We start from the raw sequence: 17,871 nt of genomic DNA, 5'->3' as shown, positions 1-17,871 counted from the left end.
TATTGAACAATTGTGAAATTTCTGTAATATGAAACTAGGAAGTTAAATGAAAGGCAGGTAGACATAAATGGATCACTTCACCTCTGCACTCTTGTCTATTTACGATCAGCTTATTGTGACAGATAAAAATGGCACCATCATGAAATCGACTGGAACAGGGAAAACCTTATTCCATACAATCAAATCCGCTAATGTCGGTGGTTCCATCAAGGATGTTGAACAAGATTTATTTTCCACAAGCTTGGCAGAAGAGATAATGGGCAAAAATGAGAAAAGATCTATCATGCAGTCCTCATGGCAGGGTCATGAGCTGCTGATGACGGCATACCCAATTGAATCCGGGGCATGGGTCTGGGCTTACAAAGAAATTAAAGACTCATATCCAGATACATCAAGGGGGCAATCGGGACCATTAACGGAATCGAAAAAGCCAACTTTTCCATTTGTGATCCGCAGTAAACCGATGCTTGATGTTCTTCATAAAATGCAAATGGTATGTGATGTCAGCGCAACCGTCCTTTTATTGGGGGAATCCGGTGTAGGAAAGGAAATAGCCGCCAGGGCCATACATAATATGGGTAATAGAAGCGACGGACCATTTATACCTGTCAATTGCGGCGCCATTCCGGAAAACCTGATTGAAAGCGAACTGTTTGGCTATGTAGAAGGGGCTTTTACCAGCGCACGGAAAGAAGGCGCCAAGGGAAAATTCACACTGGCCCATAAAGGTATCTTATTTTTGGATGAAGTGGGCGAGTTACCGCTTAACGTACAGGTAAAACTGCTTCGTGTCCTTCAGGAACGAGTTGTCACACCAATTGGAAGTACGACCTCACACCCTGTTGACATTCAAGTGATTGCCGCAACAAATAAATCGCTCGAAAAAATGGTGAAAAAAGGTGAATTCCGAGAAGACTTATATTATCGTCTTCATGTCGTGCCTATCCATCTTCCGCCGCTAAGAAATCGTGTGGATGAGATTCCCCACCTGGTTCAGTTTTTTTTACAAAAGTACAATACACTGTACAATCGAAAGGTAGCGTTCACCCCGGATGCAATCGACTTGCTTTGCATCTATCAATGGCCCGGTAACGTGCGCGAACTTGAAAATACAGTTGAAAGACTTGTGATTACTAGCGGAATGCCGGAAGTGGATGTTGCTTTGGTTAAAGAGGTGCTTCCATTTAAAGGGCCCAAACCTCTTTCACTACCTGTCATCGATTTCCTAATGCCTTTGCAGGAAGCTGTTGACCTTGTGGAAGAACAACTCATCAACATGGCGATGGAACAATATAAATCATTGAAACTGGCGGCAAAGGTATTGGAAGTCAGCCAGCCGACGATGAGCAGGAAATATAAAAAATTACGAAATAAAATGGAAGAGGCAAGCTTTTCACCAGTGGATAAACGGGCCATTTTAGAAGAACAAATAAACCAGCGGCTTCGATCCGTTGCCGTTGTAACCGCAGCTATCATTCCAGCTGAAGAGGTTATCAGTCTACAAAAAAATATGAACCGGCAAACTTCCTATTCCCAGAAATTAAAACAAAAACTTACCATGATTCAAGAAAAGGAAGGCGTAATTGAATGGGTCTTTATATTTATCATGTCGGAGGATGGACGTCTGATTCACCTTGTTGCAGACAAAGGCTTTGTAATTGAACCGGGGGAAGAATATATGGGTCCCCCGGAAATGGTCAATGTCGCTTACCAGGCGTTTAATGGTAAAGCGGGTGTTACTCCCATATACGAAGACAGGTACGGAGAGTGGAAAACAAGCTTTGCGCCAATCATTGATGATGACGGCAATATCGTAGCAATTGTCGGATGTGATTACAGCAAAGCCTATTTCAATTCAGAAATGCAACGTCTCCGCAAACAGCTAAACATACATGTTTGATTTCGGCGTGCAGTCCCATTATCGAATTGGAGCCCATGGTAAAAAAGAAAAGCTGATAACAGGAGCCGTTTTGAACGGGCTCCTGCAGTCAGCTTTTTCGTTATTATCAAACCATATATATACAACTACATAGAAGATCTTTTTAAAATCAAGTATCTCAGAGATCCATGGTGGATTTCTAGAGCATGCCTACATCCATCGCTCCAACTTTGGAGCTTCCCTAGATTGCAATGAATGTAGGTATTTTCATTTTTTCCATCAATTGATTTTGAATAAATTCTTGCATTTCCATTGCAGAAATATTTTGTGGTAAATCCAGTATTTTTAGCACTTTCACTACCATCTTTTTCAGTTTTCCTCCTCATTCATCTTTAGAAAACGGCATTTCATCTCCTTATACTTTTAACACAGTACTTCAACGTTAAATCCTCCGGGTGCTTCCACGTAGAAAGTATATCTGTGTATGTGTTGTGGAGGTTTTACCTTGAATCCATCCTCCTTCAACCTCTGATTGATCCTGTTAACTTGTTCTTCATTTTCTTGAATGAATCCAACATGAAAAGTTTTGGGGTATTGTACATTGCTTCCTTTCATCAGAGTCAATATGGAACCATCATCATCTTTCATTGCAGCGAACCCATCTCCCCTACTTCCTGCACATGTCAATCCAAAGTATGTTTCTAAAAAGTCACGTGAAGCTGTAACATCATTAACAGTTAAATTTATGTGATTGATTTTCATTACTTCCCCCATTTTTAATTGTATAGTTTTCTTTTCCTTCTCTCCACATGCTTCATTGTCCTTAGCTGCATAAGAAAAAAGCGATCCTGCTTAAGTAAGATTCGCAATGTTAGGTTCAATGATACGAGTTGTTAAATAGCACCCATACCTTTTTACCACAGCTCCTGAAGCTTATCCAGCAGGTCGACGAGGCGGTAAAATTGTGAGGCACATCCTTGGACTATACCCATTCCCATTACTTGCTGAAGCCCCTCGACTGAAGCGAATCCAGAACGCATGATGGGTTTTGTCTTACCCTCGTGTTCAACAAACGTCAACGTTACCAGTATAACTGGCATACCGTCGGCTGCATTGCCTTCTTCATCTGTGCACCGCATGCAATAATGCCATACGCCGTCAGACTTAAAATTAAACGCCCGATTTTCCGTTTGCCATCCACTCGGTCCCCACCATCCAGCCAGTGCTCAGAAAAAACAAGGTCCCGCTGCCCGTCAAGGGTACGCTACATGACGAGATCCCCCCTCTATACTCGTTGTGATGTTATTCGTCACTTTGTTATCAGACATCTCCATTCCTCCTTCCTATGTTCGTAATATGATATTCCATCTATTTCGCCAAAATGTCAGTATTCCCCTCCCAAGTAATCATTCAAGTGACCTCAGCTACAAGATTAAAAAAGGTTAACCAGTAATAACTCTGGCTAACCTTTTATACGAACGGGCAATCAATATAGGGACTCTATTACAATATTTTTTCATTTTCCAAGTTCGTGTTCGACTCTGCTTTCTTAGCCAATTTAAATTTATAGAATAATATACAGGCTACCAAAAATCCTATTCCATAAAACAGTCCAACTCTTTGAGTGGGGTCAAAGGCAAGGAATACTAGAATCAGCGAACAAAAGCCTAAACAAAACAACGGGACGAATGGGTAAAACGGCACTATATATTGTAAGTCTTCCGTTTTGCCACCCGCTTTAATAAATTTCTTTCTAAACATATATTGCGATAAAGCAATTCCCATCCATGAAATCGTGACGGAGATACCCGCTATGGACATTAGTATCACGAACACAGTATCCGCCGCAATGAAGCTAGTCAATAACGAGAGAAGCGAAAAGCATATCGTAAAAAGAAGGGCATTCAAGGGCACTTTCCTTTTGGACAATAGACCAAACACTTTTGGTGCCATCCCATCATGGGCCATCGACCAAAGCAACCTTGTAGATGCATAAAGACATGAATTCCCCACTGAAAGAATGGCTGTTAATATAATGAAATTCATGATACCTGCTGCATAAGGAATCCCCGCTATCTTCATCAAAGTTACAAAAGGACTTTCCAATAAACCTAATTCCGAAGAAGGGAATATGGCGGAAAGGATGATAATGGATGAAATGTAAAAAACAATGATTCTAAATAGTACGTTTCGAATGGCTTTAGGAATGTTTTCTTCAGGTTTTTCACTTTCACCTGCCGCTATTCCTATAAGTTCTGAGCCTTGATAAGAGAATATTACATTCATCATTGTCACAAAGATAATTGTAATGCCGCCAGCTGGAAATAGACCAGAAGGTGCCAAATTCTCGAAGAATGGGGTTGGACGATCAGATAAAGAGACAAAACCAAAGATACCAGCGATTCCAATCAAGATAAACAAAATCACTGCAACGATTTTTATTCCAGCGAACCAATATTCCGCCTCTGCAAAACCTTTTGTCGTTAATGCATTCAATGTAAATAAAAGCACTATGAACACCGCACACCAAATCCAGGTAGGACTATGGGGGAACCATTGTTTCATCAATATTCCTGCTGCCGTAAATTCAACTCCTGCAGTTGCGGCTGAGCCTACGAAATACATCCATCCTAGAGAGAAACCAGCGGAAGGCCCAATATATTCGGCAGCATATTTTTGGAATGATCCGGTAACCGGCATATGAACGGCCAGCTCGCCAAGGCAGACCATGACCATATACAAAATAAGACCGCCTGCTAGATAACCGATCAGGGCTCCGCCTGCCCCCGCTTGGTTAATTGTATAGCCAGCGTTTAAAAAAAGGCCTGTACCAATAACGCCGCCGAGTGAAAGCATAAATAAATGGCGTCTTTTCATTGAGCGTTGCAGCTGATCATTATTCTCCAGTCCATACCCCATATAATCACGTCCTTATTTTATCTAGTAAGCATATGCCTTCTCCCAAAAACCATCTTAGAACCTCAATGAAAGACAACTAAGGCCGCCATCTTGTTTTTGAAATTCAGTCATTTCCACTTCAATCACTGTGTATCCCAATTCTTCAATCTTTTTCTTTGTACCCTCAAATCCTTTAGGGATAATAACGCAGTCGTTCATTCTGACGCAGTTACCGGAATATTCTTCTTCCTGTTTTACGGTTATTTGATTGAAGCTGGAAAAAGCCTCGTGATTAATGAATTCTCCTGCCACTAATAAATTATTGTCTCCCAGGTAATTGACACCCGTTTTTAAATGAAAGAATTTCTTAAGGGGAATGATGGTCGTGCCATAACCATACTTACCCATGATATCTTTGAACTGAAGAGCACCTGCTTCATTCGTTCTGGTTGAAAGGCCAACATAGAAGTGATCCTCAACTTGCATTACATCCCCGCCATCTAACATACCTGGAGATTGAATATATTCGATTGTGTCATAAAAGTCCTTTAAAACTTCTTTCATTTCATTAATCTCACCATTCCGGCTTTCCGCTCCAGGATTGGTTACAAGGGCACATTTGGGCGTCAACACCGCGGTATCTTCTACAAACGTGGAATCAGGATACCTCTCATCCGATTCGAGAACGGTCACTTTCACACCGCATTGTTTTAATGCTTCTACATAAGCCTCGTGTTGTACAAGCGCTTTTTCATAATTCGGGTTTCCTAAATCCGATGTTGTTAAGCCATTTACAAAACTTTTTCCAATCTTTCTTACAATCGCGTGATTAAACATATATATTCCTCCTAAATAGGTTGCTTATTTTTTAAAATGTGGGAAATTCACCTTTTTGCTGTTCAGGCAGTTGCTTAACTATGACAAAAGCGAGAGAAGAGACAACCGAAAGTCTTTCTTAACTATAAGGGATGTCTCTTCTTAGTCCATGCTTTCTCAATTATTTTGATGACCGCATAATTTATCCGCTATTCCTACAAAATATCTTACTCCATACCCTAAAGCCTTCTCATCGACTTTAAATTTAGGATGGTGCAAAGGATAAGCTTTTCCAAATTCATTATCATGGACGCCTAGAAATTGCATGGAAGAGGGAACGATTTCGGAAAAAGCCGAAAAATCTTCTGTCCCAAACATAGGATCATCAACTTGGATGATATTATTTTCCTCAAAAATACCTTCCATGACCGTTCTTGAAATATCAACGGCAGCTTTATCATTCACCACCGCTGGATACCCTAAATACCAAGTGACTTCACATTTTGCCCCATGCGCTTCTGAAATCCCCTTAACGATTTGCTCTAGATACTCCCTAGCTTTAACTCGGCTATCAGCGTCCAAGGAACGAATGGTACCGCCGATTTCTGCATATTCAGGTATGACATTGAGCGCACTTCCGGAATGGAATTGGGTGACTGAAATGACAGGTGTCCTAAGAGCTGAAATTTTTCTGGAAACGATATGTTGAATATTCGTCGTTATTTCTGCACCAATGATAAGCGGATCTACCGTTAATTCCGGAGTCGACGCATGACCGCCCTGCCCTATGATTTTAATTTCAAAATCATCGGCTGCTGCACAGAATACCCCTTCCCTTAAACATATGGTTCCTGTTCGTTCATAAGGAGTAACATGCAATGCAAATGCATAATCCACTCCTTCCATGACCCCTTTTTTCACCAATTCCTGAGCTCCTCCTGGCAGAACCTCTTCGGCATGTTGGAAAACGAACCTAATTTCTCCATTAATCTCGTCTATTTTCCCGGAGAGGACTTTTGCAGCACCTAATAACATCGCAGCATGTGCATCATGTCCGCATGCATGCATAACCCCAGGATTTTTTGATTTATATTCAATATCTGCTTCCTCTTCAATCGGGAGTGCATCAATATCTGCACGAAAAGAAATGGTATTCGTTTTTCGGGGTGATTTTTTTGCGCCTTTGAGAACCGCTAAAACACTCGTTTCGGTAGGTCTTGTCACTTCTAATCCTGTAAAGGTTTTTAATTTCCTATAAATGAATTCGGAAGTCTGGTGTTCCTGATACGAGAGCTCCGGATTTTCATGAAAATGACGTCTCCATGAAATCACTTCATCCAAAACTGTCTCCTGTATTGTCTTCATCATAAATGCCTCCTAGATCACTTAGTTCAAATATTCAGATTTTTCACATCTTTAAAAAGGGCCATACTGTATGCTTTGAGCAATGATCAAAAAGATAATTGCTACGGCAACCTGAATCAAAAGATAGGGAAATACCCATTTTACCCATTTCGTAAATGATATGCCGGCCACTGCCAGTCCAGCCAATAGCACTCCAGAAGTCGGAAATATCATATTTGAAATCCCATCCCCTAATTGAAAAGCTAAAACTGCCGTTTGTCTTGTCACACCCATTAAATCCGCTAATGGAGCCATGATCGGCATCGTCAATGCTGCTTGTCCGCTTCCTGAAGGAACAATGAAGTTAAGGAATAATTGAACAATGAACATTCCGATTGCATTTATGGCGGGAGGAAGCTGCTCAACCAATCCTGCAGCATAATATAAAATGGTATCAAGCAATCCGCCACTTGTAATGATGACCAAGATTGTCTGAGCAACACCTATTATCAATGCCCCGGAAACCATATCGCCTGCTCCTGAAATAAAACCATTAGCCATCTTGGACGGAGTCAAGCCTCCGATTAGGCCCATTATGATCCCGCTTAATAAAAACAAGCCGCCAATTTCACTTATATACCATCCTAATTTAATAACTCCATAGACTAATAGGATGAAATTCACCAATAAAATAATTAAAGCAGCGCTATGTCTTTTGCTCATCCTAAAGTTTTTATCAAGTTGTCCATGTTCTTCACGCCTGAATTTCCCATACTCCCCCAGTTCAGGGTTCCTTTTAACCTTCATTGCATGAAAATAGATGTACAATACTGTAACGATATAAAAAACAACAAGAAGAGCGATTCGCAATCCCATTCCCGAATACATGGGCAATTCTGCAATGCTTTGGGCAACTCCAACATTAAATGGGTTCGTAATGCCCGAAATGAATCCAGTCGCCAATGTTCCAAGGATGACGATCGCAAAACCAGTAAGTGCATCAAAGCCTAATGCGATCGTCATCGGAACAATGATGGCGATATAAACTAATGCATCTTCAGCAGAGCCGATCAGTGTCCCTAATGATGCGAAGATTAATACCATCAACGAAATAAGCAATTTTTCTTTTGTTCCGAATCGGACAGCCACAAACTTAATGAAGGAATCCAGTGCTCCTGTTGCCTGCATGATTCCCAGTGCTCCGCCAAACAAAAAGACGAACAAGATAATTGATGCTCCTTCAATCATCCCTGCATGAATACTGCTGAACATTTCCAATAATCCCACAGGTGTTGATTCTACGAATTCAAAAGAAGTGGGATTGACTACACTTCGGCCATCCTTTTCAATTCTTTCATATTGGCCTGCTGGTAAGATATAGGTTAGAACCGTCACTATCACAATTACGATAAACATTAATACAAAAGGATTTACCCCTTTTTCCGGCAACTCCGTTAGTTGGTTAAGTGGCTTATTATTCTGGTTAAGCGGCTTGGAAGTGATTGGACCATTAGGAAGGTCATTCATCTTAATACCCCCAGTTAAAGTTTAATGCTATTAATCCAGTTTTCCTGTCGGACCATCACTTTTCAACCAAACACTTAAACATACTCTTTATTAACTTCTCAAGCAAAACGGGCGTATGGACAAAGGCGCTATCGATGTGAAGGCGCTCAGTACGCTGATGGGCATCCTTGCCGAATGGCCCCACATTAAGTACGGGTCCCTGAAGTTTTTGCATATCGGCAAAAGGAATGCTGTAAGTATCGCCCCAGACTGGTGTATTTTTTTCAAAAGCCGTCCAGCCGTCAGAATCATCAGTATATTGAACATAGCTTAAATCGCAAAGGCCATTAAAATAATGAATTTGGCTGACTTCTTCATCAAACTTTCTGGCAGTCTCCTTCATTAATTTCACAGATTCGATGATAAGCGGATCATCGGACGAATTGACGGCTGGATAATATGGCGGTGCGAACAGCAATACAATGGCGGGTGATAGCTCCTGACATTGTATCATCAATTTTTCAGCGATCCGCACTGATTTTTCCCGTTCATCCAAATCCTTGTTTCCTTTAACTTCACTCTTTATTTGCTCAACAAAACTCCCGCCAAATTTGCCCTCGGCATATGAAAGTAACTTTTCGTAGCGCAATACTTGTACTTCGCCCACACCTTCAATTTCTTCACGCAGGCAAAGTTCTTTATAAGATTCATTGCATTTCATCGCTGCTTCGTTCGCAACCTGCTCGAATAGATCCATTATTTCTGCAGCTGTTCTTTTCATGATGAACACATTATAAAGCGCGGCTGCCCGATAAGGTGTCTGTGTTGAATATTGTAGTTTTAGATCTTTTTGCTGAAGCGATACTGGTAAAGGTGTTTCCTCGCCAAGGTCACTTTCCAGAAAAAGAGTGTTCCACTCCATGAGCTGCGTGAGAAACGAGGCTATATAGTTGGCGGTTATGCCCTTTAATGGCTCACCTACATGAGTTTCTTTCCCATAAAAAAGGGCAGCGGGCATGATTTTCCCCAAAGTTCCGGAATAAATATAATGATTATGATCACCCGGTTTCTGTGAAAAGGACGGTTCACTATTAAAAAACATTTTATAGGAAAGGTCATATTTATCCCGTAAAGCCACAAGTTCTTTAACTGCAGCCCTCATTCCCGCAGAATTCACTTCCTCATCCGGAACCGTTAACAGCAGGAGATTGATCGGCCATTGTTCGATGCTTGCCTTTTCGATGATAGCCATATGAAGGGCAAGCCCCATTTTCATATCCATCGTTCCTCTACCAAACAAGTACTTTCCTGATTCCAGATCAATGCGCGCTTCTTCCGGCAGATCATCTTTCCTATCATGAAGTTTTTTCGTGAGCTCCTCTGGTTGAAATGCAAGAGTCTCAAGGTCACCGTATTCTTCAGTATGAACCGTATCAAAATGGCTAATTAATACTACGGTCTCCTTGCTATCGGGATGTTTATAAAAGGCATTGACAAAATTCCTTCCTAAATCTGCCTCGTGAAGCGATAAGTGTGCCGGGTTCCTTTTAAAATAATCAAGCTCCCTTAATTTCTCTTGCACCTTATAAGAGAACATTCGCTCCCCTGGTGTAAGAGTCCGGCTTTCCCAGCTAACAAGTTCACACAACAAAGCACGGAGCGTTTCTGGAGTATCCCATAGTAATTGACTCATTTCAATCCCCCTTCATCAATATTTGTACGCACCACCGGGCAGGTTAAACAGGTAGGACCTCCAGTGCCCTTGAAACTGATTTCAGTTCCTTTGTACTCATAAACTGTCGCTCCCGCATCAATTAACTTTTGCTTCGTGTAAGCGTTACCAGAAGGTATCACGCAAACCCGCGGAGCTATGGCAAGCACATTACACCCCAAGTTCAAGTACTCATCAATCGGCACTTCGATAAGCTGAATGCCTCGTTCAATAAGCAGTTTTCTGAAAAAGACAGGCATAAGGCGGGAATGAACTACCGCTAAATCATGGTCGATCATGCTGATGAAAGACATGAGATGGAGACACTCTGCCTCTCCTTGATCATGCGGAAGCTGAACTACGATGAATTCATCCACAAGATGTGCGGTCATTTCCTTTAATTGCCGAATGGCTTCAGCGTTTGTACGATAACCATGCCCGACAACCAAGGTCTTATCATCAAGCCAAACGATATCACCGCCATCCGCGACCGCATCACCCGTTAAATACCCAATGATCGGGATGTTCTTTTCCTTACAGTATTCCTTGTATACAGTCGCTTCAGGCTGCCTCGATTCTTTCCCCGACTTTAAAATAATGGCCCCTTGGCTAGTGAATTTGACTGGGTCATGCGCATATAAGGAGTCAATGCCAACTACCGAAGATGCTGGCAAATAATCGATGTTTGGGACATATTTCTCCAAAATGGATATAAAGTCACCATACTCTGTTAGCGCTTCGTTGAAATCTGGCTCTTCCAAAAAGTTGAAGTTCTCCCATGTTTGGCTTAAATGCTCTTGACTAATAAAAGCTTCTTTCGGATGTTTTACAATGACACGTTCCAATGGTTTGTACATGGACGAACAAAATGTCACTGCCTCTCCCCCCTTTTCCGCATAGCGGAAAACGTTTCCGCCAATAGGAATTTTTCTTTTATTATAAATTTAGTTTTGGTATAATGTCAATATGTTTTAAATTTTCAAATAAATTAACTTTTTATTTAACTTGTATGGAAAGATAGGTGGTTTTTATATGCAATCAATCGACCGCGCCATGAACGTTATAAAGGTGCTGGTATCCAATTCTTCGGAAAACTGGCTGTCAATTACGGAACTTTCCCAAGAATGTGATCTTCCTGTCAGCTCCATGCATCGGTTGTTAAAGGCAATGTCCTTGCATGGATTAATTCAACAGGACGGGCAATCCAAACAATATGGTTTGGGGAATATTTGGCTCGAATATGGTTTACGCATGTATGACAAAATGGATTACATTAGTCAAATAAGACCTGAACTCGAAAGGCTTATGAACAAAGTGGAGGAAAGCGTCTATCTAAGCCAACCAATCGGGATGGAATCACTCGTTATCGAAAGGATCGACAGTGAAAAGAGCCAAATCCGGGTTTATGACCAGCTTGGCTCACGTGTACCTATGCATATCGGGGCTGCCAATAAAGCGATGCTCGCCTATATGCCATATAATCAAACGAAAAAAATCGTAGATGCTCTTCTACCAACTAAAGAAAGAGCAGCTTTTTGGGATATATTGCAAGAGACTAAAACGAAGGGACATGGGATCAGTCACAGTGAAAGAACAGAGGGAACCTGTTCTGTTGCCGTACCGATATTGAACCATTTTGGGGAAGTTCACGGTGCGGTGAGCATTGGTTTTGTCAGTTTTAACCTGACAGATGAAAGACTCGATTTCCTCATTAAGAATGTGATGGAAACTGGGAATCGGGTTTCTGCAAAATTGGGGTATAGGGGACCATGATAATAAGAGAGAAGTGGAGGATTATCGGATAAAACAAAAAGAAGATGAATCATATCATCTTCTTTTTGTTTGGCTCTTTTCGTAAAGATTGTTGTTTTTAAAACGAAACTATTTTAGGTTGATTGGAGCGGAAGTGCGAGACTCCTGCGGGAGCTGCGGGATAGGTGAGACCCCACAGGCGTTTACGCCGAGGAGGCTCACCGCCCGCACCAAGGAAAGCGAGCACCTGGAGGGGAAATCAACCACACTGCACTACTTCGTAAATAGCAACAAAGTATGCGAAAACAGCCTTTCGTTTTATATTAATCGCTGCCGGTCACAAATAAATCTTCTTTAAAATAGGCGAGGACCTCGCCGGCCACCACTGGTTCGCCCTCCAATACCTCCAAAGTTTCTATTTTCCCGCTGACACCAATATCAATGATTTCCACACTTCCATCTGCCTTCTTAATCTGAAATAATTGTTCCCATTCGTAAAATCTCGAATTTTTGGATATTGAAATTTTTTCAATCCTGCCATCACAAGGGCTAAGAATCACATCAACGTACATTTACATCATTCCTTCCTTCAGTATTCTTCAAAATGAAATGGGGTTTGTAAAACTAACCTTAGAAAGTTTTGGAACTCAGATATATCTTCTTGTTCAATGCCAAGGGTCGGAGCCCAGTACTGATCTAAATTAATATCATTGGCACAAAGCAGGATCATTCTTCCGCTTTGCATGGAAGTCACCATTGCTTTACCGAAAAACTGGGCCGAATATACAATGGTTACATCATATCTATAATCTTGTGACAATAAGCAATAATGATGAATAGCCTGGTTTTCTTTATTTTCGGAAAGAATATCAAAAATCAACGGATTGCCTCCTTTCTTGTAAACCCTAATTCGTTCAGAACCTGATCCACCCCCGAAGCTGGGATGCTTCTGCTATTTTGCGAATCCCTTCAATATAAGCAGCCACTTTCATGTTCACGGAATATTTTTGTGAAGTATGGTAGACATTCAAAAAGCTGGCCGTTATCTTTTCCTTCAATCGTTCATCTACAAGCTCTTCCGTCCAGTAATACCCTTGATTGTTCTGGCACCATTCAAAATACGAGACAATTACCCCTCCTGAATTCGCCAAAATATCCGGGACTAGCACTATACCTTTATCATCGAGAATCTTGATCGCTTCCTTTGTCGTCGGCCCATTTGCTGCTTCAATCAGGATTTCACATTTTAGTCGTTTTGCATTATCCTTATTCACCACTCCGCTAATCGCTGCGGGGATCAGCACATCACACTCTTTTTCCAATAATTCTTGATTGGATAATGAATCTTTGTATAAGTTCGAAACGACCCCAAAAGAGTCCCTGTTCTCCAAAAGGTAAGGAATGTCCAATCCATTCGGATCATATAAACCTCCAAGTTCATCCGCTATTCCGACAACCTTTGCCCCCATTTCATGTAAATACAATGCTAAATGACTGCCAACATTCCCGAATCCCTGGATGATTACCCGCATGCCTTCAATGGGAATCCCCTTTAAATCACAAATCATTTGAAGTGTATATAATACGCCCTTGGAAGTGGCTTTTTCCCTGCCCTTCGATCCTCCTAATCTCAGAGGCTTTCCTGTAATGAATCCCGGTGAATCGAATTCCCTGATGTGATCATATTCATCCAGCATCCAGGCCATGATTTGTGAATTCGTATACATATCTGGTGCCGGGATATCTTTTGTAGGGCCCACTATTTGACTTACTGCCCTGACATACCCTCTGCTTAATCGCTCAAGCTCAGATGAACTCATCTGTCTCGGATCACACACAATGCCGCCTTTTGCCCCTCCGTATGGAAGATCGGTTATTCCGCATTTCAAGCTCATCCACCCGGCCAATGCCTTAACTTCTTCAGGAGTGACATCCGGGTGAAACCGGATTCCCCCTTTCGTTGGACCGGCTGCATCATTATGTTGAGCACGATACCCTTGAAACATCCTTGTCTCGCCATTATCCATTTGAATAGGAATACAGACTTCCAGAAAACGCATTGGCGCTTTCAAAAAATCAAAAACCTGCTCTGGATAGTCCAAAACATGAATCGCTTCTTTTAAGATATCCTGGAATTCTTGCAGTGGATTATCCAATTGACGTTTTTCAATAACCTTAATTTCCTCTGACATTTTAGCACCTCACTTTTATTCTTATTACTTATTAAGCAACTTTCATGCCAGCTTTGAGGATATTGTATGAATGGCACCATACCGCCATCTGTCCTCACCCATATCACACATACAATACATCAGGACATATGTATTAATTCATAAGCAATTCAGATTTGCATATGTAAAAAATGATGATTAAATACAAAAAAAACGCATCCTTTTAGAATGCGTCCGGCTGTAGTCAAACCCAGATAATAATAAATTCTAACGTAGCCTCCAGGCACTCGCTTTCCGCGGGCGGTCCGCCCTCGGCGCCTTTGCTCCTGCGGGGTTTCCCTCGACACGCTTTTCCCGCAGGAGGCTCGCACCTTCCGTTCCAATCAACTTTGTTTATCTTTTAAATAGAACCCTTTTGCCTACAGTCTTATTTGTTTTTAAAAAAGAAGTATTAAAACTTGAAGTCAAAAGGATACTTTCTAAACATGATTCTATTAAGCGAAATCGACTTTAAATGTTATCATCATTTATGACTTAGTGAAAGATATGTATTCAGAGGTAGTACGCCCAAGTATTGACCCAGTCATTTTGGTTAAACTGACATTCATTCAATCTACTCTATTTATTCGATTGATGCATAACTATTGAAGAGGTAAATACGAACGTGGCCTATGCCGGTTCTTAGGTTATGTCAGATAAAGCACCACACTTCTCTACTACTTATGAAATATCCGCTGATGCAAAAGAAAAGCCATGGCATGCTTTGGACAACAAGCGGACGTAAAATATTGTCGGTGCAGGCGACTCTTACATGAATATAAAGAAGATATCCAACTGGACAGGCAAGGGCCAGAAATGGTCGCGTTAATCTATTCTTTATCCAATTAAAAATCAAAAAGGTTTAGGAATGAAATCATTCCTAAACCTTTTGAAGTCTATAAACTGAAGCATCCTTATCGAATGCGTTTTTCCTTGCAAAGTCTTATAGCTGAATTTCTTCAACTTGGTATTGGGGCGGTGCCTTCCTGAATGCCTTTGTGATATATAATAGATAACAAAAACCAATAATGAACCAACTTGTCCCCATTATTAGGGAACTTGCCTCAAGGTTGATCCATAGAATGCCAATTGCTATAGCTCCAATTAAAGGCATAATTAAGTATTTAATACACCCCTTTATCGTTCGGTGCTCCTTTTCCCGAATGATAAAATGGCTGATCACTGAAAGATTTACAAAGGTAAATGCCATTAATGCACCAAAGTTGATCAGTGACGTTGCTGTCACTAAATCAAAGAATAAAGCCGACATTGAAATGACTCCAACTATGAGTACATTAATGGCTGGTGTTTTCCACTTGGGATGAATGAATCCAAACCATTTTTCCGGAAACACTTTATCACGGCCCATAACATACAAAAGACGGGAAACGCTGGCATGTGATGCTAGTCCCGAGGCTAGCGTATTGACGAAAGTCGTACAAAGAAAAATGGATTGAAATAGCTTCCCGCCTACATAAAGGGCGATTTCCGGTAATGCAGCATCCGGTTCCTTAAAACGGGATATATCCGGAAAAAAGAGCTGAATAAAGAAAGATGCGGTAATGAAGATGATTCCACCCCATAGCGCAGTTAAAAATATCGCTTTTGGAATCGTTTTTTTCGGATCCGGCGTTTCCTCAGATAGTGTCGTTACCGCATCGAATCCCAAAAAGGAAAAACAAAGGATCGTAGCCCCGGTTATTATGGCCGAGAAGTCCATCCCTTCATTTACGAAAGGCATTAATGTAAACACTTCTCCTGTACCTTCTCCATCATTCAAACCTTTGACAACAAGAATGATGAACACTGCCATGATGGCAATCTGAATTAAAACAAAAAGCGCATTAAAGTTAGCAAGTACATTGACGCTCCTGAGATTGAGAATGGTGACGATTGCTACGAACAATACTACCCAAATCCATGTAGGAACTCCTGGAAATAATGCTGTCAAATAAATTTTGGTCAACAATGCATTGACCATAGGTAAAAACAAATAGTCTAACAACGAGGACCATCCTACCAGGAATCCTAAATGCGGGTTTATCGCCTTTTGCGTATAAGTGTAGGCAGAACCTGCAGCAGGAAAAACCTTTACAAGTTTTCCATAGCTGGCAGCTGTAAAAAGCATCCCCACCAATGCAACGATATAGGCAGTCGGCACATGGCCGCCCGTAATCCCAGATACAATGCCGAATGTATCAAATACGACCATGGGGGTCATATATGCTAACCCCATCATAACGATTTGCCATAATTTCAGTGATCTTTTCAATGTAACCTCATTTTCCACCTATCATTCCTCCTTGAAACCGCTTTCAAACCAGTGAGTTCAATTTCTTAACTAGAATAATCCCCATGCCTCCCTCTTTTTTAAAAGTTTTACCTGTATACCTTTATGCAATTTCTGTGCCATATGATTTCGGTTTATTTCGACAAACGAAAAACACCTTAATTCCTTTATTCTTACCGGTAAATGATTGATTCACAGATATGAAGTCTTTCAGTATCTCTTCATCGGCGGCGATTCAATTTCCCATAACTTATTCGCCTTTGCATACACAAAGCCCATGTTATCTAGTAAAAACCCTCATTAAATCACTCACAGTGACTTGGCATGGTAATTGCATGATTAATCATCTATAGGAATTCATTTAATGAGTTTCAAAACTACTATAGTTATAAGAAAATGGAGGAATAGAAAAATGAAATATCCTTTATCACCTGATGTTAAACCAGAGTTTTGTACCACCGGATCATTTATGCGCTTACCTTCTACAAGAGAAAATGCCAAATTGGCAGTGGTAGGTATGCCTTTTGATACAGCTGCTTCATTCAGGGTAGGAGCCCGGTTTGCTCCACAGGCAGTCCGCCAAGCATCCATGACGTTGTTTCCTTATCATCCCATTCACAAGGTATTTCCTTTTGACGAATGTAATGCCATTGATATTGGGGACGTTTCGGTGATTCCCCATAATATACATCGAAGCTATGAGATAATTGAAAAGGCTATGGGAGACTTGATGAAAAACGGTATCATTCCAATCGGCATCGGAGGGGATCATTCAGTAACATTGGCTAATTTAAGAGCAGCCGCAAAAATCCACGGTCCTGTTGCACTTCTCCATTTTGATTCACATACAGATACTTGGGATACTTATTATGAAGAAAAATACTGGCATGGTTCCCCGTTTATCCGTGCATATGAGGAAGGCTTGCTCCAAACGGATAAAGTTTTCCAGATTGGCATCAGAGGTACGCTCAATCATCCAGGAGATTTAGATTCCAGTACAGAACTAGGGTACAATGTGATAACTACGCCGGAGCTGAAGAAGAGAGGAATAGAAGATGTCGTGAAGGAAGTCAAGAAAACCATTGGGGATACACCATGTTTCTTGACATTCGATATTGATTTTGTCGATCCATCCTGCGCTCCTGGAACTGGCACATTGGAGGTCGGCGGTCTAAATAGCTTTGAAACCCTTGAGATGATACGCTCTCTGCAAGGATTCAACTTTATTGGGTTCGACCTGGTGGAAGTCCTCCCGCCGTATGATCCAACACAAATTACATCACTATTGGCAGCCACCATCATTCATGACTTTGCCAGTCTAGTAGCCTTACAACTAAAAGAAGAAGAAAAAAAGGAGAATTCAGCCGAAAAAAGTTTATAGGACAAACATGATCTGACCCAATAAAGTTAGACATATAATTTAAGCAGCTTCTAAGACCTGAGTTCGGTATTCTATCGGACTCAG

Annotated in this window: 16 protein-coding genes and 1 pseudogene; 4 read left to right on the top strand and 13 right to left on the bottom strand. The window is 41.2% G+C overall.

Going from position 1 to position 17,871, the window contains the following annotated elements:
• Window positions 1-67 precede the first annotated feature (67 nt).
• Entirely contained in the window at window positions 68-1,900 is a 1,833-nt protein-coding gene (locus tag AC3WLU_RS22760) for a sigma 54-interacting transcriptional regulator (RefSeq protein ID WP_098865363.1), read from the top strand.
• Between the two features lie 220 nt (window positions 1,901-2,120).
• Here AC3WLU_RS22760 and AC3WLU_RS22755 read toward each other — a convergent pair whose 3' ends face one another.
• From AC3WLU_RS22755 to AC3WLU_RS22715, 9 genes are all read right to left on the bottom strand, one after another.
• Window positions 2,121-2,243 carry a hypothetical protein gene (locus AC3WLU_RS22755; protein WP_492597979.1) on the bottom strand — a complete coding sequence of 41 codons (123 nt, stop codon included), beginning with the start codon at window positions 2,241-2,243 and terminating at the stop codon, window positions 2,121-2,123.
• Window positions 2,244-2,302: 59 nt separating this feature from the next.
• Window positions 2,303-2,641: a VOC family protein gene (locus AC3WLU_RS22750; protein ID WP_063575820.1), complete on the bottom strand. Its 339-nt coding sequence runs from the start codon at window positions 2,639-2,641 to the stop codon at window positions 2,303-2,305.
• Between the two features lie 152 nt (window positions 2,642-2,793).
• On the bottom strand, window positions 2,794-3,018 hold the full coding sequence (locus AC3WLU_RS22745; protein WP_492597978.1) for an SRPBCC family protein: 225 nt from the start codon (window positions 3,016-3,018) through the stop codon (window positions 2,794-2,796).
• A 364-nt stretch (window positions 3,019-3,382) separates the two neighbouring features.
• Entirely contained in the window at window positions 3,383-4,798 is a 1,416-nt protein-coding gene (locus AC3WLU_RS22740) for an amino acid permease (RefSeq protein WP_440438929.1), read from the bottom strand.
• A 54-nt stretch (window positions 4,799-4,852) separates the two neighbouring features.
• On the bottom strand, window positions 4,853-5,614 hold the full coding sequence (locus AC3WLU_RS22735; protein ID WP_440438930.1) for a dimethylarginine dimethylaminohydrolase family protein: 762 nt from the start codon (window positions 5,612-5,614) through the stop codon (window positions 4,853-4,855).
• A gap of 156 nt (window positions 5,615-5,770) precedes the next feature.
• Window positions 5,771-6,961: an amidohydrolase gene (locus tag AC3WLU_RS22730; protein WP_440438931.1), complete on the bottom strand. Its 1,191-nt coding sequence runs from the start codon at window positions 6,959-6,961 to the stop codon at window positions 5,771-5,773.
• Between the two features lie 48 nt (window positions 6,962-7,009).
• Window positions 7,010-8,353 (bottom strand): YfcC family protein, encoded by a 1,344-nt coding sequence (locus AC3WLU_RS22725; RefSeq protein WP_492597995.1) that lies wholly within the window; start codon window positions 8,351-8,353, stop codon window positions 7,010-7,012.
• A gap of 166 nt (window positions 8,354-8,519) precedes the next feature.
• Window positions 8,520-10,136 (bottom strand): M20/M25/M40 family metallo-hydrolase, encoded by a 1,617-nt coding sequence (locus AC3WLU_RS22720; RefSeq protein ID WP_492597977.1) that lies wholly within the window; start codon window positions 10,134-10,136, stop codon window positions 8,520-8,522.
• On the bottom strand, window positions 10,133-11,011 hold the full coding sequence (locus AC3WLU_RS22715; RefSeq protein WP_278088994.1) for a dimethylarginine dimethylaminohydrolase family protein: 879 nt from the start codon (window positions 11,009-11,011) through the stop codon (window positions 10,133-10,135). Before AC3WLU_RS22715 ends, AC3WLU_RS22720 begins: the two co-directional genes overlap by 4 nt.
• A 175-nt stretch (window positions 11,012-11,186) precedes the next feature.
• Between AC3WLU_RS22715 and AC3WLU_RS22710 the strand changes: the two genes are divergently transcribed.
• The gene (locus tag AC3WLU_RS22710; protein ID WP_098865372.1) at window positions 11,187-11,927 is read left to right on the top strand and encodes an IclR family transcriptional regulator; all 741 of its coding nucleotides are present in this window, start codon (window positions 11,187-11,189) and stop codon (window positions 11,925-11,927) included.
• 302 nt (window positions 11,928-12,229) lie between these two features.
• On the opposite strand, the gene AC3WLU_RS22705 is transcribed toward AC3WLU_RS22710, so the two are convergent.
• The 3 genes from AC3WLU_RS22705 to AC3WLU_RS22695 are packed head-to-tail and all read right to left on the bottom strand — an operon-like array spanning window position 12,230 to window position 14,098.
• Window positions 12,230-12,478 (bottom strand): biotin/lipoyl attachment domain-containing protein, encoded by a 249-nt coding sequence (locus AC3WLU_RS22705; protein WP_057277871.1) that lies wholly within the window; start codon window positions 12,476-12,478, stop codon window positions 12,230-12,232.
• 17 nt (window positions 12,479-12,495) lie between these two features.
• On the bottom strand, window positions 12,496-12,786 hold the full coding sequence (locus AC3WLU_RS22700; protein WP_492597976.1) for an SAV0927 family protein: 291 nt from the start codon (window positions 12,784-12,786) through the stop codon (window positions 12,496-12,498).
• A gap of 34 nt (window positions 12,787-12,820) precedes the next feature.
• The gene (locus tag AC3WLU_RS22695; protein WP_053535500.1) at window positions 12,821-14,098 is read right to left on the bottom strand and encodes a Glu/Leu/Phe/Val family dehydrogenase; all 1,278 of its coding nucleotides are present in this window, start codon (window positions 14,096-14,098) and stop codon (window positions 12,821-12,823) included.
• Window positions 14,099-14,602: 504 nt separating this feature from the next.
• On the opposite strand from AC3WLU_RS22695, the pseudogene AC3WLU_RS22690 reads away from it, so the two are divergent.
• Window positions 14,603-14,795, top strand: a pseudogene (locus tag AC3WLU_RS22690) (transposase); the annotation flags it as partial.
• A gap of 264 nt (window positions 14,796-15,059) precedes the next feature.
• On the opposite strand, the gene AC3WLU_RS22685 reads toward AC3WLU_RS22690, so the two are convergent.
• Window positions 15,060-16,406, bottom strand: coding sequence for an APC family permease (locus AC3WLU_RS22685; RefSeq protein ID WP_053535505.1), 1,347 nt, complete (start codon window positions 16,404-16,406; stop codon window positions 15,060-15,062).
• A 412-nt stretch (window positions 16,407-16,818) separates the two neighbouring features.
• Here AC3WLU_RS22685 and speB point away from each other — a divergent pair, with 412 nt between their 5' ends.
• Window positions 16,819-17,787, top strand: a complete 969-nt coding sequence (gene speB, locus AC3WLU_RS22680; protein ID WP_098864306.1) for an agmatinase — start codon at window positions 16,819-16,821, stop codon at window positions 17,785-17,787.
• The last annotated feature ends 84 nt before the right edge of the window (window positions 17,788-17,871 follow it).

The sequence above is a fragment of the Peribacillus sp. FW305-BF15 genome, assembly GCF_058783805.1.
This window is presented reverse-complemented; position numbering and strand designations above follow the sequence as displayed.